18 protein-coding genes are annotated in these 20,077 nt (G+C 49.0%); 15 read left to right on the top strand and 3 right to left on the bottom strand.

Annotated features, from left to right (window positions below):
- The first annotated feature begins 15 nt into the window (after nucleotides 1-15).
- The 10 genes from G8759_RS13470 to G8759_RS13425 all read left to right on the top strand — a co-directional run bounded on the left by G8759_RS13470 (nucleotide 16) and on the right by G8759_RS13425 (nucleotide 8,981).
- Nucleotides 16-891 (top strand): phosphatase PAP2 family protein, encoded by an 876-nt coding sequence (locus G8759_RS13470; RefSeq protein WP_167208765.1) that lies wholly within the window; start codon nucleotides 16-18, stop codon nucleotides 889-891.
- A 46-nt stretch (nucleotides 892-937) separates the two neighbouring features.
- Nucleotides 938-1,798 carry a phosphatase PAP2 family protein gene (locus G8759_RS13465; protein ID WP_167208763.1) on the top strand — a complete coding sequence of 287 codons (861 nt, stop codon included), beginning with the start codon at nucleotides 938-940 and terminating at the stop codon, nucleotides 1,796-1,798.
- 17 nt (nucleotides 1,799-1,815) lie between these two features.
- The gene (locus tag G8759_RS13460) at nucleotides 1,816-2,118 is read left to right on the top strand and encodes a hypothetical protein (RefSeq protein WP_167208761.1); all 303 of its coding nucleotides are present in this window, start codon (nucleotides 1,816-1,818) and stop codon (nucleotides 2,116-2,118) included.
- 19 nt (nucleotides 2,119-2,137) lie between these two features.
- Nucleotides 2,138-3,097, top strand: coding sequence for a methylenetetrahydrofolate reductase [NAD(P)H] (metF, locus tag G8759_RS13455; RefSeq protein WP_167208758.1), 960 nt, complete (start codon nucleotides 2,138-2,140; stop codon nucleotides 3,095-3,097).
- A gap of 185 nt (nucleotides 3,098-3,282) precedes the next feature.
- Nucleotides 3,283-4,827, top strand: a complete 1,545-nt coding sequence (locus G8759_RS13450; RefSeq protein WP_167208756.1) for a glycoside hydrolase family 32 protein — start codon at nucleotides 3,283-3,285, stop codon at nucleotides 4,825-4,827.
- Nucleotides 4,828-4,971: 144 nt separating this feature from the next.
- Nucleotides 4,972-5,853, top strand: a complete 882-nt coding sequence (locus G8759_RS13445; RefSeq protein WP_167208754.1) for a cell division protein FtsX — start codon at nucleotides 4,972-4,974, stop codon at nucleotides 5,851-5,853.
- Nucleotides 5,854-5,954: 101 nt separating this feature from the next.
- Nucleotides 5,955-6,296 (top strand): DUF3098 domain-containing protein, encoded by a 342-nt coding sequence (locus tag G8759_RS13440; RefSeq protein ID WP_167208752.1) that lies wholly within the window; start codon nucleotides 5,955-5,957, stop codon nucleotides 6,294-6,296.
- A gap of 99 nt (nucleotides 6,297-6,395) precedes the next feature.
- Nucleotides 6,396-7,241, top strand: a complete 846-nt coding sequence (locus G8759_RS13435) for an undecaprenyl-diphosphate phosphatase (RefSeq protein ID WP_167208750.1) — start codon at nucleotides 6,396-6,398, stop codon at nucleotides 7,239-7,241.
- An 82-nt stretch (nucleotides 7,242-7,323) separates the two neighbouring features.
- The gene (gene truB / locus G8759_RS13430; protein WP_167208748.1) at nucleotides 7,324-8,055 is read left to right on the top strand and encodes a tRNA pseudouridine(55) synthase TruB; all 732 of its coding nucleotides are present in this window, start codon (nucleotides 7,324-7,326) and stop codon (nucleotides 8,053-8,055) included.
- Nucleotides 8,052-8,981 (top strand): bifunctional riboflavin kinase/FAD synthetase, encoded by a 930-nt coding sequence (locus G8759_RS13425; RefSeq protein ID WP_167208746.1) that lies wholly within the window; start codon nucleotides 8,052-8,054, stop codon nucleotides 8,979-8,981. The genes truB and G8759_RS13425 overlap by 4 nt, the downstream gene beginning before the upstream one ends.
- Before the next feature lie 8 nt (nucleotides 8,982-8,989).
- Here G8759_RS13425 and G8759_RS13420 read toward each other — a convergent pair whose 3' ends face one another.
- Complete coding sequence (locus tag G8759_RS13420) at nucleotides 8,990-9,520, bottom strand: hypothetical protein (RefSeq protein ID WP_167208744.1); 531 nt, start codon at nucleotides 9,518-9,520, stop codon at nucleotides 8,990-8,992.
- Between the two features lie 158 nt (nucleotides 9,521-9,678).
- On the opposite strand from G8759_RS13420, the gene G8759_RS13415 reads away from it, so the two are divergent.
- Entirely contained in the window at nucleotides 9,679-11,946 is a 2,268-nt protein-coding gene (locus G8759_RS13415) for an NADP-dependent malic enzyme (protein ID WP_167208742.1), read from the top strand.
- 96 nt (nucleotides 11,947-12,042) lie between these two features.
- Nucleotides 12,043-13,023, top strand: coding sequence for a tryptophan--tRNA ligase (trpS, locus tag G8759_RS13410; RefSeq protein ID WP_167208741.1), 981 nt, complete (start codon nucleotides 12,043-12,045; stop codon nucleotides 13,021-13,023).
- A gap of 32 nt (nucleotides 13,024-13,055) precedes the next feature.
- Here trpS and pgl read toward each other — a convergent pair whose 3' ends face one another.
- The gene (gene pgl / locus G8759_RS13405; protein ID WP_167208739.1) at nucleotides 13,056-13,796 is read right to left on the bottom strand and encodes a 6-phosphogluconolactonase; all 741 of its coding nucleotides are present in this window, start codon (nucleotides 13,794-13,796) and stop codon (nucleotides 13,056-13,058) included.
- Nucleotides 13,797-13,907: 111 nt separating this feature from the next.
- Nucleotides 13,908-15,401 carry a glucose-6-phosphate dehydrogenase gene (gene zwf / locus G8759_RS13400; RefSeq protein WP_167208737.1) on the bottom strand — a complete coding sequence of 498 codons (1,494 nt, stop codon included), beginning with the start codon at nucleotides 15,399-15,401 and terminating at the stop codon, nucleotides 13,908-13,910.
- Nucleotides 15,402-15,543: 142 nt separating this feature from the next.
- Here zwf and rpiB point away from each other — a divergent pair, with 142 nt between their 5' ends.
- The 3 genes from rpiB to G8759_RS13385 are packed head-to-tail and all read left to right on the top strand — an operon-like array spanning nucleotide 15,544 to nucleotide 19,914.
- On the top strand, nucleotides 15,544-15,975 hold the full coding sequence (gene rpiB, locus G8759_RS13395) for a ribose 5-phosphate isomerase B (protein WP_167208734.1): 432 nt from the start codon (nucleotides 15,544-15,546) through the stop codon (nucleotides 15,973-15,975).
- Between the two features lie 11 nt (nucleotides 15,976-15,986).
- Complete coding sequence (locus G8759_RS13390; RefSeq protein WP_167208732.1) at nucleotides 15,987-17,747, top strand: ABC transporter ATP-binding protein; 1,761 nt, start codon at nucleotides 15,987-15,989, stop codon at nucleotides 17,745-17,747.
- 28 nt (nucleotides 17,748-17,775) lie between these two features.
- Nucleotides 17,776-19,914, top strand: coding sequence for an FUSC family protein (locus G8759_RS13385; protein ID WP_167208730.1), 2,139 nt, complete (start codon nucleotides 17,776-17,778; stop codon nucleotides 19,912-19,914).
- Nucleotides 19,915-20,077: the final 163 nt, after the last annotated feature.

Below are 20,077 nucleotides of genomic sequence, written 5' to 3'. Positions count from 1 at the left end.
TATAGTTTTTCGTTTATGATCTATGGTTTTCGGTTGACTCGCTCAACACCCGTTTTATTGGTTTGGCTGACGCTTCAATCGTTGATTGGCACGGCACAAACGATCAGTCCTCAGCGGCTTACGGCCCAGTCGTCCGACTCTCCTTATCAACTCAAAAAAGGAGTGGAAATTAGTCTTCTTGGAGCTGGTGTAGCCACTTATGGCGCATCGATACTGCTTAACCAATCGGTTGATCCACTCACACCAGACCAGGTAAATGCGTTAAATCGGGACGAAATTAATGCCTTTGATCGAGGTGCCACAAAACACTGGGACCCATCTATCGCTCGGGTCAGCGACTTTACTTTGTACACCAATGTGGCTCTGCCTGTTTTGCTAACGCTCGGCACTAAACCGATGCGCCAGGACATTAAAACAGTGGGTATTATGTATCTGGAGACATTGCTACTGGCCAATGGGGTTGAAAGTACTGTGAAAGCCCTTTCGCAGCGGCCCCGGCCTTTCGTGTTTAATCCCGATGTTCCGATGGAGAACAAACTCACCCGTGATGCCCGACAATCATTTTTTTCGGGACATGCCACTACAGCTTTTGCTTCGGCAGTTTTTACAAGCGAGGTGTTCCGGCATTATTTTCCTGACTCGAAGTTAAAAGCAGTTGTCTGGATCGGCACCCTGGGCCTGGCCAGTGCAACCTGTGTCATGCGCTACGAGAGCGGCCGGCACTACCAAAGCGATTTGCTGGTGGGAGCTGCCTTTGGGTCACTGGTGGGCTGGGGCGTCCCCAAATTGCACGAAGTCAAAAACCGGAGCGATTTGGGCCGTCGACTCGATATTCAGCCGTGGAGCAGTGGTTCCGCAACAGGACTCTATGCCCGCCTTCGACTTCACTAAAGGTTTCGGGTTTATCCGTAAATTAGCGACATAAACACCGTTCCCTTTGAGAGCCAACCGCACAATTTTCCCCTTCCTGTTATTGCTGCAACTGTCAGTTGCGCAGGGGCAGGATACACTTTCACAACCAACCACTCATCAACGACCGAATCCGTATCGGCTTAGCTGGAAAACAGAGGCTACCTTACTGGGGCTGGTGGCGGTTTCCGGTGTATCTTCCCTCCTGCTTGAACAACAGGTTCAGCCATTTACAGTAAATGACCTTAGCCGCTTTGATCGGAGCCAGGTCAATGCCTTCGACCGAAGCGCCACGTATAAATGGTCGCCCGATGCGTTTCGCGTGAGTGATCAGACCCTGACCGCCAATTTTGTCGCGACTGGATTGATTGCCCTCCCAACGTTATTTCGGCATAAAAACTGGGCAACGGTGCCGTTGATGTACATCGAAGTATTGGCTTTACCCACGCTGATTCAACAGACCGTTAAAAATATTGTTCTGCGAACGCGGCCATATGTATACAATCCTGATGCGCCATTAGACCCCAAATTAGCTCCCAATGGCCGTCAATCATTCTTTTCGGGGCACGCAGGAACCGCTTTTGCTTCGGCAGTTTTTGCCTCCGAAATGTTTCGGCATTTCTATCCAAATTCAAAACTAAAGCCCGTAGTCTGGGTCGTCATGCTTGGCTTGGCGTCAACAACCAGCCTGATGCGGTATGAAGCTGGCTACCATTTTCCGAGCGATATTTTGGTAGGAGCAGCATTCGGTTCGTTGGCGGGCTGGTGGATTCCGAAATTACACGAAGTCAAAAAGCAGACAGGCATTAGCCAGCGGCTCACGATTCAACCCTGGAACAATGGCTCAGCTACTGGAATCAACGCACGGCTATTGGTGTTTTCGCGGTAGCAACCATTTTGTAGGCGATGAGCACGATCTTCTTCAGTATTGGCCTTTTTATCGCCCTGTTGGGGATGATTATCGGGCGCTTTGAGCGAACAGATTTGCTATCCAATGTTGATAAGGCGGCTATTATTGATAAAAAGGGTCTGGCTCGCTGGGCCCGTAACTGCCTGTTCGTTTTAGCCACGTGTGCTTTTAGCGTTGGTGGTATTTCACGCCTTGTTTCAACAGAACGCGGTCAGCTGATCATTTGTATAGCGTTCATTTTATCGTCGCAACTGCTGGTAGTCATTTATCTGGCTGGTCTTCAACGATTCACGAAATAAGGGTTAAGCAATTTATTGAATGACTAAAATTACCGATCACATTAAAGCCGCCAATGGCAAACCTATTTTTTCGATTGAAGTAATTCCGCCCATCAAAGGCGACAATCTGAAAAACCTGCTCGATAACATTGAGCCCCTGATGGAGTTCAAGCCCCCATTTGTCGACGTTACCTATCATCGCGAAGAATACATTGAGCGCCCTTTACCCGATGGAACGATCCAGAAAATCGTAACGCGCAAACGGCCCGGTACGGTTGGTATCTGCTCAGCCATTATGCATCGGTTTGGTGTCGATCCGGTGCCGCATGTTCTGTGCGGAGGTTTCTCGCGGGAAGAAACCGAAGATTTTCTGATCGATCTGCATTACCTTGGCATCGATAATGCCCTGGTTTTACGGGGCGATCCAGCCAAGCCTTTTTCGACATTTAAGGCGAAAGAAAACGGCTACACTTACGCCAGCGAACTGGTAGAGCAAGTCGCCAATATGAACCGGGGTATTTACCTCCATGAGGAAGATACACCACTGGCTTCCAGCAATTTCTGCATCGGCGTAGCGGCTTATCCCGAAAAACACTTTGAAGCCGCCGACCACGATATTGATTTTCACTACCTCAGGCATAAAATCGACAAAGGGGCCGACTACATCGTCACGCAGATGTTTTTCGATAATCAAAAATATTTTGATTTTGTCGAACGCTGTCGACATGCCGGTATTACGGTTCCGATTATCCCAGGTCTGAAACCCATAAGCACCCGAAAACAACTCCAGATCTTGCCCAAGCTCTTCCATTTACATCTTCCGGACGATCTTGTAAAAGCGATTGAGGCCTGTGAAAATGACCAGCAGGCACGGCAGGTAGGTATAGAGTGGAGTATTCAGCAATGCCGGGAATTAATCGCACATGAGGCTCCTGTCCTGCATTTTTACACGATGGGGAAAGCTGATAACATCATGAAAATTGCCCGCGAAGTATTTTAACCAAAATAACTCACCAGTTGATAAGTTCGTCAGTAATTAGACGAAAAATATCACCAACTTGCCGAGTTAGTACACCAAATTACTTCGGTGTCTTTGCTTCGAGTCGTGCCACAGTTTCCACTAGTGACTGCACGAACCGAGGCACGGCCCGATGTAAAAACACTACTTATTGACTTAAACTATTTATGACTCGTACCCTTGTGGTATTGCTTGTGTTTGGCTTGATAACTCCTGACTTGTTCGCGCAACGAACAACCGGCGATACAACCTACAAACAGCCCCACCGCCCGCAATATCACTTTTCGCCCCGTGCGAACTGGATCAATGACCCAAACGGTCTGGTTTATTACGATGGTGAATATCATCTTTTCTACCAATACAATCCATCAGGTATTCGCTGGGGCCACATGACATGGGGACATGCGATCAGCCGCGATCTGGTTCACTGGCAGGAACTTCCGCCAGCCATACCCGAAGAAGGGGAAACCATGATTTATTCGGGGAGTTGTGTCATCGATAAAACCAACACAAGTGGTTTCGGGCAGGACGGTCGCGTGCCAATGGTGGCAATTTATACGGGCGCTCGTCCGGATAACCAGAGTCAGCATCTTGCCTATAGTCTCGACAAAGGCCGCACCTGGACTAAATATGCCAGCAATCCGATTATTGATTTAAAACAGAAAGATTTCCGTGATCCAAAGGTTTTCTGGTATGAACCCAGTCAGCACTGGGTGATGATCGTTTTACTGCCAACCGACCGGAAAGCTTTGTTTTATAAGTCTCCCAATTTGAAAGTATGGACCAAAACCGGTGAGTTTACGGCTGCTGATAGCCCTGCTACCGTTTGGGAATGTCCTGATCTGGTTGAAGTTCCGGTCGATGGTACGATCGAGCGGAAATGGGTGCTGTTGCTGTCGATGGGCAATAATGCCCCTGCTGGCGGTTCAGGTATGCAATATTACGTGGGCCGGTTCAACGGGGCAACATTTATCAATGAATCGAAGCCCGGCGAGCAGCGTTATGTCGATTGGGGAAAAGATTATTATGCCGCCATTACGTTCAATAATCTGCCAAGGCGCGGTAACCGGGGAGCTATCAGCATCGGTTGGATGAACAATTTACAGTATGCCAGCGAGATTCCAACCACACCTTTTCGGGGAACAATGACCTTACCACGCGAACTCAGGCTCGCTAAAATGCCCGCCCCTATTGCCCGTTATGAGTTACGCCAGCAGCCCATACAGGAATTGAAACCGTTACTGGGTGCCAGTTTCCAGTGGACTGGAACGGACGTTGCTCAACTGAACCAAAGCCTAGCCAGCAATAGCCTGGCCGGTGATACGTACTGGCTCCAGCTCGAATTAGAAGCGGCCAAAACCGGCGTGGGTGTTCGTGTAAAAAAAGAGGAAGCAGCACAGGGAAAAGGCGAAGAAACCGTTATTGGCTATGATCCGGCGAAACAACTGGTTTATGTTGATCGAAGCCGATCGGGTCAGGTTGCGTTTAAAAAGGAATTTACAGGCCGATTTACGGCTCCGCTTAAACCACAAAACGGCCGAATTTCGTTACAGATATGGGTAGATCGGTCATCGGTCGAAGTCTTTGGCAACAATGGCGAAATAACCTTGACGAATCAGATCTTTCCGAAGCCTGAAAGTCGAGGGATAGAATTTTTTGGGGATGGGCTCCGTTCGGTGCTTATCCGCTCCGTTGAGCCGATCTGGAAATGATAAGCTGGACACTGGATGTCAGATAATGGATGCCGGACTTGCTCCCGCACCTGGTCTAATAGCCATTATCCCTTAAATTTTCTTAAATTAGGCGATTCGCCCGTCGAAATCATTATTTTTGTCTCTATTAACACGAACCCCTGAATGGCTCGTACAAAGAAAAAAGTTGGTGCGTACCCCAGCGGCATGATTCTGTTTAGTCTGACGCTGGCTCTGTTTTTGATTGGGTTCTGCGGAATGCTGGCTATCCAGTCGAAGCGGGTGGTGACCTATATTCGTGAAAATTACGAAATGCGGGCTTTTCTGGATAAAGGGCTCAGCGATGTAAAACTGACAAAACTGTCGAAGACCATCGCCGAAAAGCCTTATATTCTAAAAACCAAAGGAGCCGCCCAGGTCACTTTTGTTCCGAAAGACGTAGCTGCAAAAGAATTTATTGCCGAAACCAAAGAGGATTTCTCGAAGTTTCTAGGCGAAAATCCCTTACGTGACAGTTACCGGATCAAACTAACGGAAGAGTATTTTGAAGAAGCGAAACTTCAACAGGTAAAACAGGATCTGGAAGAGGTTGATGGCGTTTTTGAGGTAGTTTATCAGGAAAATCTGGTTGACAACATCAACCGTAACATCACGAAAATTTATGCCGTGATGTCAGCTTTTGCGCTAATATTGCTGTTGATTATTGTTGTTTTGATGAATAACACCATCCGGTTAGCACTCCATTCGCAGCGAATGCTGATCCGGAGTATGCAACTGGTCGGGGCAACAAACGGGTTCATAACGCGGCCTTTTCTGGGGCGAGGCATGTGGCAAGGGCTCCTGGCGGGTGTCATTGCGGTTGTCTTATTGCTGGTTGGCCTACAGGTAGCAATTCATAATCTGCCTGAACTGGCTATGTTTCAGGACCCTCAGAAGCTCACGTTCCTGTTGGCAGGAATTGTTGGACTGGGTGTTCTGATTGGTTTTTTAAGCACGTTCCAGGCTGTGAACCGGTATCTGGGCATGACACTGGATGAACTGTACTAATTTATAGTTTGCGGTTTTTGATTATACATTTCCAGTAGTGTGTAACCACGAACAGTAAACCAATTTTAAGGTTACACAAAGAGTATAACTGACTTACGAACATGGCAAAAGACAAACAATATAGCTCGGCTACGTTGACTCGCGACGAACCAGCCAAGAAGGTACCGGCCAGTACGGCACCGGTCGCAAAACCGGCACCGCTACGAACGTCGGCTTCTGAACCTACCCGTCGGGAAACAGCAGCCGCAGCGCTACCATTTGGTCGTCAGAACTATGTATTGATGCTGGCGGGCATTGCTACCATTCTGGCCGGCTTCTTTATCATGAGCCTCGATAAAGAAGAATTCGGCTTTGGTTTTCTGGGCCTCACCCTCGGTCCTATTGTGGTTATGAGTGGTTTCGTTATTGAATTTTTTGCTATTCTCGCCCGGCCCAAGGCATAACTGTTTATGGCTTAAGGTATTCGCTTTACGGTTGGCTGATGAGCGCATGTTTGCGTCAACCACCTATAAACCGAATACCTTAAACTGTATAACCACTATATGGACCTGATTCACGCTATTGCGCTGGCCATCATTGAGGGATTGACCGAGTTTCTGCCGGTTTCCTCAACGGGCCACATGATTATTTACTCCTCACTGGCTGGCATTGCCGGTAATGAATTCACTAAACTTTACACCGTCGACGTTCAATTCGGTTGCATTCTGTCAGTATTAGTGCTTTATCATCGCCGTTTCATGACGAATGTCCAAACGGGTACATTTACGGTTCCCGGCTATCTGAAGTCCTTTCCACCGAAGTTGCAGCCAATGCTGGATTTTTACAGCAAAATCCTGATTGCTTTCCTGCCTGCCGCTGTTATTGGTTTTTTACTGAATGACTTTATCGACTCGCTGCTCGAAAACGTGGTTGTTGTGGCCATAATGCTGCTTTTAGGTGGTATTATTCTGGTCTTCATCGATCGTATCGTTACCCGTCAGCCAAAAGACGGCGACGTGACTGTTGCTGACGCTATTCGCATCGGCTTTTTCCAGTGTATTGCTATGGTTCCGGGCGTATCACGGTCGGCGGCAACGATCATTGGTGGTATGTTTCAGGGACTAACACGGACGCAGGCAGCCGAATTCTCGTTCTTTCTGGCCGTTCCCACAATGGCCGCTGCGTCGGGTTATAAACTGCTAAAAACCTACAAACTCCTCCAGCCCGCCGATTATCAGACATTGCTTATCGGTAATGTGATTGCCTTTATCGTAGGCATGCTGGCCATTCGGGGATTCGTTGGTTTCCTGACACGGTACGGTTTCAAAGTGTTCGGATATTATCGTATTGTACTTGGCTTATTGCTATTAGGTTTAGTGGCCGCTGGTGTTAAACTGGACGTCATTTAATTCCTACTCCCGGTCAATAAAGAAGCATAGAGGTTCGCAGAGACTCAACTCCGTGTATCTTTGTGCTTCTTTTCTATTTTTCGTGTCGCAAGAAAAAGCACCACCACACGTTCCCGGGCAGGCAGATCCGGGACAGGTCATACTCATTGACAAGCCACTTACCTGGACATCGTTCGATGTGGCTAACAAGCTCAAATATGCCTGCAAATTCAAGAAAATCGGCCATGCTGGTACACTCGACCCCCTTGCAACCGGTTTATTGATTCTGTGCACGGGTAAAATGACGAAGCAGATTGATCAATATCAGGCACAGGAAAAAGAGTATACAGGCACGCTCGTTTTAGGAAAAACCACCCCATCGGTCGATCTCGAAACAGCCTTCGATGCTGAGTTTGATACAATTGGCATCACAACGGAACAAATCCAGAATGCGGCCCATCAACTTACGGGCGACATCCTGCAGGTACCGCCCATTTACTCGGCTGTTCGTGTCAATGGGGAGCGTCTTTATGAGAAAGCCCGCCGTGGAGAAACGGCAGACGGAATCGAGGGCGGTATCAAATCAAGACAGGTCACAGTATCTGTATTTGAGGTAAATACCAATCGATTTCCAGAAGTTGATTTCCGCATCGTATGTTCCAAAGGCACGTATATTCGCAGTCTGGTACGCGACCTTGGCCTATTACTCAACAATGGTGCCTACATGAGCGCCCTTCGCCGGACGCGCATTGGTAACTTCCGGATTGCCGATGCCGATACGCTCGAACATTTTATTGCCAAGTGCCGCCCAGAAACAGGCCCCCCAATGCTATGATAGTTCACCGTGGTTTAGATGATATTTCTCCGCTTTCTAACGCCGTAGTTACCAGCGGCACTTTCGATGGGGTCCATCGCGGTCATCAGACAATTCTGACCCGGCTAACGGAAGTTGCGCAAACCAGCGAGGGTGAATCTGTTCTGATAACCTATTGGCCGCACCCGCGCACGGTCGTTTCTAACGATAGCCAGGATCTTAAGTTATTGACGACGCTGGACGAAAAAATCGAGTTGATCGAGCAGGCCGGTGTCAATCATCTGATTGTTATTCCATTTACACGATCATTTTCCGAACTAACGTCGGAACAATATATCCGTCAGATTCTTATTGATAAGATCGGGACGAAAAAACTCGTGATCGGTTATGACCACCGCTTCGGCCGCGACCGCGAAGGAGGTTTCGACTACATTCAGGCACACCAGAGCGAATATGGTTTTGAAGTCGAAGAAATTCCCCGCCAGGACGTAGAAGCAGTGGGCGTCAGTTCGTCGAAAATCCGGACGGCTTTACAGGAAGGCAATATTCATACGGCCAACTTATTTTTAGGGCGTCAGTACAATCTGACCGGAACCATTGTAAAAGGCCAGCAACTCGGTCGAACCATTGGCTTTCCAACGGCCAATCTCCAGGTAGATGACCCCATTAAGCTCGTTCCGGCCAACGGCGTTTACGCGGTTGATGTCGTTCAGGCGGGTCAGGTATACGGCGGAATGCTTAATATAGGCTTTCGGCCAACCGTTGCCGGAACCCATCAGACCATCGAGACCTATATTTTTGACTTCGATAAGGATATTTACGGCGAACACATGACCCTCCGGTTCAGGGAGTTTCTACGCCCCGAGCAGAAGTTCGAGGGCCTGCCTGCTCTGGTAGCCCAGCTAAAGCGTGACGAAGAAAAGGCACGGGCTATCCTACAGAGCTGACCGGCTAGTTATAATCTGTTGAGGCCCATCGATTCATAGTCTTTTCTGGTCAATTCGGGGATTAATGCCGACAAGTCATTTAGTGCTGGCAATAAGCCTGTCAGGTCATTATTTTTAGCCAGACTAGACGACAAATTAGTGAATAGCGCATTCGAACACAGCCCGACCAGCAAATCGATTTCAGCAAATGAAAGTTTAGCATAATGGCCTGTAATCTGAACCAGGGCGCTTTTCTTACCCGGAATGATCGTACTGAACAACCGATTCCCTTCAGCGGCATACATGACCGGGTCAATATTAACAGAAAGCCAGAATGGGAGCGCATCTTCGGCAAAACGGGTATGGTTCATCATAACCCTGTACATCAGACTACGGCCTATGTCGGACTGAAGTTGTCGATGAAGACAGGCTATTATTAAACCAGTGATCAGTCGGTTAGCCTGTTTAATACGTCCAGGCTGGCTGGCAAATTGATCAATTTTAGATAAATAAGCATCGGAATTCAGTAATTCTTCAATAAAAATAGATGTGTTTTCCATGGATTGTTACGGTTATTCTCGCCTGCAATGTAGTTTGTTTTCTATACTTACGAAAAACATAGTACCCGGTTTCTTAAACATCAAATAAATCCCGTTTACCTATTTTACGTACCTTCGCGCTCCGAACCGTACCCTAAACGATCATCAACCAAACTGTTATGCAACAGAAAATCCGGCGCGAAGATGCCCTTGATTACCACGCCAAGGGGCGTCCGGGTAAACTCGAAGTCATCCCGACGAAAGAATACAGTACCCAACGCGATCTCTCTCTTGCTTACTCTCCGGGTGTGGCCGAACCGTGTCTGGCCATTGAAGCCAACCCCGATGATGCCTACAAATACACCGCAAAAGGTAACCTCGTTGCTGTTATCAGTAACGGAACAGCCGTTTTAGGCTTAGGCGATATCGGCGCTGCAGCCAGCAAACCCGTCATGGAGGGTAAAGGATTACTCTTCAAAATTTATGCCGACATCGATGTTTTTGATATTGAACTCAATACAAAAGACATTGATGAGTTTGCACGAACCGTTAAAATTCTTGAGCCAACCTTTGGCGGTGTAAACCTTGAGGACATCAAGGCCCCTGAATGCTTTGAAATTGAGGAGCGCATTAAGCGAGAACTGAATATTCCGGTCATGCACGATGATCAGCATGGTACGGCTATTGTCAGTGGAGCAGCTTTACTCAACGCTCTTGAACTGGTTGGCAAACAGATCGATACGGCTCAGTTCGTATTTATGGGAGCCGGAGCTGCGGCTATTTCCTGTGCACGACAGTATGTGGCCTTAGGTGCCAAGCTTGAGAACATCGTTATGTTCGATGTAAATGGGCCACTTCGCACCGACCGCACCGACCTGAGCGAGATTATGCGGCCTTTTGCCACCTCCCGCAATATTCAGTCACTGGCCGATGCATTTACCGGAGCGGATGTATTTGTGGGTTTGTCGAAAGGCAACATTATTGGTCAGGACCTGATTCGTTCGATGGCCAACGATGCAATTGTGTTTGCCATGGCCAATCCCACGCCCGAAATCAGTTATGAGGATGCCATGGCTGCCCGACCCGATATCATCATGGCTACGGGTCGTTCAGACTACCCCAACCAGGTCAACAATGTGCTTGGGTTTCCGTATATTTTTCGGGGTGCGCTCGACGTTCGGGCTACCGAAATCAATGAGGCCATGAAGCTGGCGGCAACTTACGCTCTGGCAGAATTGGCCAAAAAGCCTGTGCCCGATATCGTTAATCTGGCGTATGGCGAAGACAACATGGTATTCAGCCGGACGTATATCCTGCCGAAGCCAGTTGATCCACGTCTACTGGCTACCGTTGCGCCCGCTGTAGCGAAAGCGGCTATTGAATCAGGTGTAGCCCGAATGCCCATTACCGACTGGGACGCTTATGAACAGCAACTCGCCCGGCGACTTGGCCAGGACAATCAGATTTCGCGGGTTATTCTGACCAAAGCCAAGACAAATCCCAAGCGCGTTGTCTTTGCCGATGCAGAAAACTTAAAAGTACTCAAAGCAGCTCAACAGGTTCGGGATGAGGGCATTGCGTTCCCGATTCTACTGGGCGAAACCGATAAGATCCAGCAAATCATTAAAGACAATAGTCTGGACCTGGGTCAAATTCCAATCATTGACCCACGCGCACCCGAGCAGAACGTATTGATTGAACGCTTTGCCGACATCTATTTTGAGAAACGAAAGCGAAAGGGCGTCAATGCCACCGAAGCGCGCAAAATGATGTATTACCGCAATTACTTCGGTGCCATGATGGTCGAAACGGGCGAGGCCGACGCGCTCATTTCTGGTCTGACGCGCAGTTACCCGGATACGATCCGACCCGCTTTGCAGATAATTGGGAAAGAACCGGGTGTGCAAAAAGTGGCCGGTATGTATATTCTGCTGACCAAACGCGGTCCGCTGTTTTTCTCTGACACAACGGTCAATTTTAACCCAACGGCCGAAGAGATCGTTGAGATCACAGAAATGACCGCCCGCACCGTTGAGCGCTTCAACATTAAGCCCCGTATTGCTTTAGTGACCTATTCAAACTTCGGGAGTGCGAAGGGAGAAGATGCGGAAAAGATGAATCGGGCAGTCGAGATTCTACAAAAGAAACACCCTGACCTCATTGTAGACGGCGAAATTCAGGCACACCTTGCCTTTAATACGGAGTTGCTTCAACAGAATCATCCGTTCAGTAAGTTAGTAGGCGAAGGCGCGAATACGTTGATTTTCCCGAACCTATCGGCCGCAAACATTGCCTACAACCTGATGTCGGAAACTGCTGGTTTCGACGCCATCGGGCCAATTCTACTGGGTATCCGTAAACCAGTTTATGTTTTACAACTGGGCTCATCGGAACGCGAAATTGTCAACATGGTTGCCATTTCGGTAGTGGAAGCACAGGGGAAATAAGTAGTAGACGTGAGGAGTGGGGAGTGAGGAGTCGTGATGAGTTACCAGCAAAAGTAGCTCCACAATCTTCACTCCCCACTTCTAATACTCAAAATTATGGCACGCATATTAACTGGTATTCAAAGCAGCGGACGACCGCATTTAGGCAATATTCTGGGGGCCATCAAACCCGCCATCGACTTATCCAAACATCCAGATAACGAGTCATTTCTGTTCATCGCTGATTTACACTCCCTGACAACGATTAAGGATGGGCCAACACGCCGGGAGTTTACAAAATCGGTAGCCGCAACCTGGCTGGCGTTTGGTCTGGATACCAGCAAAAATACATTCTGGAGACAATCGCGGGTAGCCGAACATACCGAGTTATGCTGGTATCTGAACTGCTTTACACCGATTCCGATGCTCAACAACGCGACCTCGTTCAAGGAGAAATCAGATCGGGCTACGGGTGCTGTGAATACTGGTCTGTTTGTTTATCCGGTTTTACAGGCTGCCGATATTCTTCTCTATGACGCCGAAATTATTCCCGTCGGGAAAGATCAGCGGCAACACATCGAAATGACACGAGACATTGCCAGTACGATTAACCGGCACTACGACGATGAGGTATTTGTTCTACCCGAACCGCGGATCGACGATCGGTTAATGACTATTCCCGGCATCGACGGCGCTAAGATGAGTAAGTCATACAACAATTACATCGATATTTTTCTGCCGGAAAATGAGTTGTGGAAAGTGATCAAGAAGATCAAATCCGATTCGACACCTCTCGAAGACCCAAAGAACCCGGATACCGACATTACCTTCCAGTTGTATTCGCTATTGGCATCGAGTGAACAGACCGCAGCATTGCGTGGCCTATATGAAGGTGGCAATTACGGCTACGGAACAGCTAAAAAAGCGCTCTACGAACTCATTCTTAGCCAGTTTGCTATAGAGCGTGAACGATATAATTACTACATAATCGACAATCCGGATGCCCTCGAAGCCGAACTTCAGGCTGGAGAAGAAAAAGCCCGCGCTGTGGCCGGGAAAACCATTGCGCGGGTTCGGGAAAAATTAGGCTTTACTTAAAACGTGACGTGGTCAGATTCAGACAGGCCACGTTATTTTTTCAGCAACTCAGCCGCTTTTTCATCCACTATCCAGACGAGTTCACCATCTGTTGGTTTAATCTCCTGTGATGGGTATTTATCCGGATTATAGGTTCCTTCCAGTACCTCTTTCAGGGGTTCGGCTTTCTTGGGGCCAGCGACCAGAAACGCTACACAGGACGCTCGATTGACGATGGGAGCAGTCAGCGTCAGGCGATACATATTCTGTTGCTCCAGAAAATAGGCCTTTGTCCAGGCCGTTTGTTCATGGACAACCTCAGTGCCAGGAAACAGGGAAAGCGTGTGACCATCGTCGCCCATACCGAGCAGAACGAGATCGAAAGACGGGCCCGTTTCGCCGAAATACTCGTGTAAAATCCGGTCATAATCGGCGGCAGCGGCTTCGGGTTCAAGCTCCGTGCGCCAGACGTGAATCTGATCTTCGGGCGTGTAGACATGACCCAGCAGCGTGTCGTAAGCCATTCCTGCGTTACTCTGCTCATCGTCAATGGGCACATAACGCTCGTCGCCCCAGAAAACATGCAACTGTGCCCACGGAATCTGTTCCCGATAAGGCGATTTGGCCAGTAGTTCGTGTAACGCTTTGGGTGTACTCCCACCCGATAAGGCAATCGTAAACCGATCCTGCCCATTAGGCCCCGGCTTCTTCAGAACGTCTTTAATTCGCTTCGCGATAAAATCAGCCGCAGCTTTGGCCAGATCAGTCGGATTCTTTTTAATAATGAGTTGCATCAGGGAGAATTTTCAGTTTTCAGTCAATAGTTTTTCGTTTCAGTAGGCCGATAGGCTCTCAAATACAACGGCAGATCGTTGAAAACGACAAACTGAAAACTTTTGCAAACGTTATTTAGTCATCCACTTAAACCCGTCTTTCTCGATCAGGTCCATAGCGGCCTGAGGGCCCCAGGAACCGGGCGTATAATTCGGGAAGTCAGTTGGTGCTTCGTGGCCCCAGGCTTCGATGATTGGCGTTACAACTTTCCAGGCTGCTTCAACCTGATCGGCACGCATAAATAACGTCGCATCACCTGTCAGGGCATCCAGCAAGAGCGTTTCGTAGGCTTCTGGCTCCTGACCATCATAGGCTGTTTTATAACTAAACACCATTTCAACAGGGTCGATAGCCAGCGTCTGACCGGGCCGCTTTGCCTGGAACCGCAGCCGGATATCCATAGCAGGCTGAATGCTTATAACCAGCCGGTTAGCCTCCCAACTGCCCGTAGCTTCGCCGGGGAACGCATAACTGGGAGCGGGTTTAAACTGAACGGTGATAACCGTCGTTTTTTCGGGCATCGACTTGCCCGTCCGCAAATAGAACGGTACATCTTCCCAGCGCCAGTTATCTACGAATAGTTTAATAGCAGCAAAGGTTTCAGTAGCCGAATTCGGGTCTACACCTTCTTCTTCCCGATAGCCGGGCATTTCCTTATCCTTCACTTTGCCGGGGCCATATTGTCCCCGAACAGCAACATCTTTAACCTGATCAGGCTGAATCCGACGGATGGCGTTCAGCACGTCGACTTTTTTGTTACGGACTTCGTTGGCATCAAAACTAATTGGTGCTTCCGTTGCGACCATGCACAACACCTGCAACAGGTGATTCTGGATCATATCGCGCAAAGCTCCCGACCCTTCGTAGTAACCACCACGGCCTTCCAGACCAACCGTTTCGGCGGCAGTGATCTGAATATGCTCGACATAACGGCGGTTCCAGATCGGCTCAAAGAGCGAGTTCGCAAAGCGTAAAGCCAGAATATTTTGTACGGTCTCTTTGCCGAGATAATGGTCGATTCGGTAAATCTGCTCTTCGGCAAACAACCCGCCCAGAAGCGTGTTCAACTCCTGTGCCGTTTTCAGATCATGACCAAATGGTTTTTCAACGACAATTCGAACGTGGGATTTATCACCGCAGAGTTCAAGCTTTGCCAGGTTTGTAGCAATGCCTGGTACTAATTGAGGAGCTACGGCCAAATAGAACAAGACGTTTGGCGATTCGCCCCACTCCTGTTTTTTGGCCTCGACAAAATCCGAAATAGCCGAGTAAGCGGCTGCATCTCCCCCATCCATTTGCAGGTATGAAATACTGGGTGCAAATTCATTCCAGGGTCCGTCTTTACGCCGGGAGAATTCATTTACGCCTTCAAGCAATCGTTCCCGAAAGCTTTCGTCGGTATACTTGCTTCGCCCGATACCAACCACCGAGAAATGTTCAGGCAGGTATTTATCGATAAACAAATTGTAAAGCGCGGGAGTTAGTTTGCGCAAATTGAGGTCTCCACTGCCGCCAAAAATAAAAAGTACGGTAGCAGCGGGCCGCTGGTTAGTAGCTGGGATCATTGGTAAACAGGTTGTTGTCAAACCGAAAGTCGGTGCAAGATACCGGCGTCCGTTCTGTTGAACAAGTTTCGTTCATTAAGGATTCAAGATAGTCTACGATTCTGCTACTTTTGGGCGTTGTTTCTCATTTATACTATACGCTATGAAAATTGCCATTGGCTCCGACCACGCCGGTTTCCGTTATAAAGAAGCCATCAAAACATTTCTAACCGGCCTCGGCCACGAAGTAATTGACAAAGGTACCTATGCCGAGACACCATCCGTCGATTATCCCCGGTTTATTCGGCCTGTTGCCGAGGCTGTTGCAGCGGGGGAGGTCGATCGGGGCGTTGTTTTGGGTGGATCTGGAAACGGAGAAGCCATCACGGCCAACCGAATCAAAGGCGTTCGGTGCGCCCTGTGCTGGAATGAAGAATCCGCACGGCTGGGGCGTCAGCACAACGACGCTAATGTTATCTCCCTCGGCGAACGAATGATGTCGGAAGAAACAGCGCTAAAACTCGTTCAGATCTGGCTCGATACACCGTTTGAAGGCGGGCGGCACCTGGCCCGGATTCAGGAACTGGACGAGTAACCACTGCGCCTATGCCTATTCTCTGGAAATACCTCAAGCCATACCGCTGGCTGGCTGTGCTTGCATTGCTGTTAGCGGGAGTTGCGCAGATTCTCGCACTGGTCGACCCGATTATTTTCGGTAAACTCATCGACGAATACGCCACCAATCCTGGCGCGAAAACCGATTCCGAAAAAATTTCGGGGGTGTTACAACTCCTGGCCCTGGCTGTTGGTGTTGCCATACTGTCCAACATAACCAAGGCATTTCAGGAGTACATGACCCGCCTTGTTGTTCAGAAGTTCGGTACCGATATTTTCAATGACGGGCTTAAACAAACGCTGCGGTTGTCGTATCAGGAATTTGGCGATCAGAGCAGTGGCGCAACACTGTCTATTCTGCAAAAGGTGCGTACCGACACCGAGAAGTTTATCAACTCCTTCGTGAACGTCCTGTTTTCGTCCATTGTGGGTATAGGTTTTCTGATCTGGTATGCCGTAACGAAACATTGGGCGCTTGTGCCTGTGTTTTTGATTGGCGTACTTTTGCTAGGTGGCCTGACGGGTCTGCTAAGCAAGCAGATCAAAACGACGCAGCGATCGATCAACCGTGAAACAGCGCTGCTATCGGGTGTTATTACCGAATCGCTTCGAAATATCGAACTGATCAAAAGTCTGGGCCTGACGTTTCCGGAAATTCGCCGACTGAAAGAGCAAACCAGCCGAATTTTCGAGTTAGAAATGTTTAAAGTAAAGCGGGTTCGACTGTTATCGTTCTGGCAAAGCACAACGCTCAATGTGCTGAAACAGTCGGTGTTATTTACGCTACTCTGGTTGATATTCCGAAATGTGCTCAGCACCGGGGAACTGATCTCCATGCAGTTTATTTCGGTCTCGATATTCAACCCATTGCAGGATCTGGGCAATATCATCCTGGCCTATCGGGAAGCAGAAGCCGGTTTGAACAGTTTCGATCAATTGATGCAGAAACCGATCGAACGAAATCCGGAATCGCCCGTAGAAGTAGGGCCAATCGAACGGTTGCGCTTTGCGGATGTGATCTTTCGACACAAAGGTGCCAATCAAAATGCGATCGATGGTGTTTCGTTTGAGGCCACGCTGGGCGATACCATCGCTTTTGTTGGGCCATCGGGGTCCGGAAAATCGACGATGGTTAAACTGCTGGTAGGGCTTTATCGACCTGTGGGTGGCGAAATTTATTACAACGATATATCGACCAAAGACATACGGTTCAATCCGATGCGTCGCCAGATCGGTTTCGTCACGCAGGATACGCACCTGTTTTCAGGGACAATTCGCGAAAATCTATTATTTGTCAAACCCGATGCCACAGAAGCCGAGTTACTCGACGCGCTGGACAAAGCAGCCTGTGATCATTTACTGGCTCGCTCCGAAAAAGGGCTCGATACCCAGATTGGCGAAGGCGGCCTTAAGATGTCTGGTGGTGAAAAACAACGTCTATCCATTGCCCGGGCGTTGGTTCGCCATCCCCGGTTGTTGATTTTCGATGAAGCAACGTCTGCGCTGGACTCACTGACCGAGGAAGAAATTACGGATACTGTGCGAAGTGTATCGGCCTTAAATGAGCAGATCACCATTTTGATTGCTCACCGACTTTCGACCATTTTGCACGCCAATACGATTTTTGTGCTCGAAAAGGGCAAGATTGTTGAAACAGGAAGCCACGATGAACTCGTTGCCCAGAAGGGCCTTTATTACGCCATGTGGCGGCAACAAATCGGCGAACGAAAAACGGGAAACGTTAGTGCATAATTATTGCGTGAGTTACTAAAGACGTTTCATGAACAGGCGCACCCGACAAGTCAATTACTTTCTGTCTGGCCAGTATTTTTCGAATGGTCTGAGAACGACCCTGTCTATTCTCCTGCCATCGCTGCTGTTGGCGCAGGTCGGGCAGCTTTCGGTAGGCATGGCCATGTCGATGGGTGCCCTGAGTGTGAGCCTGAGCGATGCACCCGGTCCGATTCAGCACCGGCGTAATGGTATGGTTGCTACAGTCCTATCAGGGTTTACAGTCGCACTGGTAACGGGATTTGCCCGGATGAACGACTATACGCTGGGACTGGAAATTCTCCTCTTCGGGTTCCTTTTTTCCATGCTCGCCGTCTATGGTAATCGCGCAACATCTGTCGGAACAGCGGCTCTGCTGATCATGATTCTCACCCTCGACCGGCCACTCGATGCGGTTGGTGTTTTGCGGGAAGGAGGACTAATTCTGGCCGGAGGTATCTGGTATACAACCATAAGCCTGCTCGCGTTACAGCTTCAGCCCTATCGATCATCGCAGCAGGCATTGGGGTTGTGCATTCATGAAATTGCCAAATTCATGGCCCTCAAGGCCGATTTTTACAATACAGAAACCGATTTAGATACTGATTATCGCCGGTTGGTTGCCCAGCAGGTAACCGTTAGTGAAAAGCAGGATGAAGTCCGGGATTTGCTCTTCAAAAATCGGCAGTTTGTAGCCGAATCGACCAATACCAGCCGATTGCTGGTGCTGACATTTGTGGATATTGTGGACCTCTATGAGCAGATCTTATCCATGTACTACGACTATGCAGCCATCCGCGAACGGTTTGGGCAAACGGGTGTTCTCAACACGATTGCCCGGCTTATTCGCCTGTTATCGACCGAACTCGACCATATGGGTTTAGCCGTTCAATCCATTGTACCATCCCGGAAACCGATTGACTTTACGCATGCGCTGAACAAGTTAAAACGTGAAATCGATGAGCTCGGCGACCGCGAAGGCAGCACCCTGGTCCTTAAAAAAATTCTGGTCAGTCTACGAAATATCAGCCAGCGGTTGGCCACGATGCAGGCTCATCTGGCGACGCCCGATACGAGTCCGACTTCGCTGGATGGGCTCGAATACGGTCGCTTTGTATCTCATCAGGAAATTGATCTGAAATCGCTTCTGGATAACCTCAGTCTCGATTCGTCCGTATTCCGGCATTCGGTACGCGTAGCACTGGCCATGCTGGTGGGTTTTGTTGTCACGAAAACACTCGACTACGGCCACCATAGCTACTGGGTGTTGCTGACTATTTCGGTCATTCTGAAACCAGCTTTCAGTTTGACTAAACAACGTAATATTGAACGGATCATCGGTACGTTTGCCGGTGGACTGATCGGGCTGGCCATTCTCATGTTCATTCCAAACAAAACAGTTCATTTTGTGCTGATGGTGTTGTTCATGATTGGTACGTATAGCGCCCAGCGAGTCAACTATATTGTCATGGTCATCTGCCTGACGCCCTTCATACTGATTCTCTTTAACTTTCTGGGTATTAGTTATTTCGGGGCGGCCGAAGAGCGTTTGCTGGATACGATACTTGGCGGAGTTATTGCTTTTGTTGCCAGTTACCTGATTTTTCCCCGATGGGAGTCGGAACAGTTGAGCAAACCCTTACGCGATATTCTGAGCGCGAATGTCCGGTATGTGCAGTTTCTGCTCACCATTCTGTCGGGGAAACCAATCAATGTGGTTGAGTACAAGCTGGCCCGGAAAGACGTTTATGTAACATCAGCCAATCTCGCAGCCGCCTTCGAGCGGATGGTCTCTGAGCCAAAGCATACGCAACGCAATGAGCGGCTCATCTATAAATTCGTGGTACTGAATCACATCCTGTCGTCTAACGTTGCCACGATCATTTCATCCCTGCTCACCAATGAACCCAAAACGCATACATCCTCGATAACCCGACCGGTTAAACGCGCTCTTTTCGCCTTAACCGATAGCCTTCGCCGATTGGACAATACCTCGGCAGCTCTCCCATCCGAAACACTCTCTCCCAGCCTCTCGACTGCTGATGCGCCCGCTACGACTCCCGACGATCGATTATTCATCGAGCAACTGAATTTTATTCAGCAGGTTAGTAGCGACATCAGCAAATTGGTCGAACGGCTCAACGGGTAGTTAAGTTTCGGCAGGAATCAGGGAATTCCTCTCTATGGGGGTTTATTCCCTTGAAAGCTAACTCACTGATAAGTTAGCTCAGGACTTTTGCCTGGGGCCGTACCACCGCAACCGCGGACGGTGGTTACCGATACTGCTCCTGATAACCACCGTCCGCGGTTGC

Origin of the sequence: Spirosoma aureum, assembly GCF_011604685.1 — a bacterium.
GTDB classification, from domain to species: domain Bacteria; phylum Bacteroidota; class Bacteroidia; order Cytophagales; family Spirosomataceae; genus Spirosoma; species Spirosoma aureum.
Note: the sequence above shows the minus strand (reverse complement) of the source record. Positions and strands in the feature narration are given on the sequence as shown.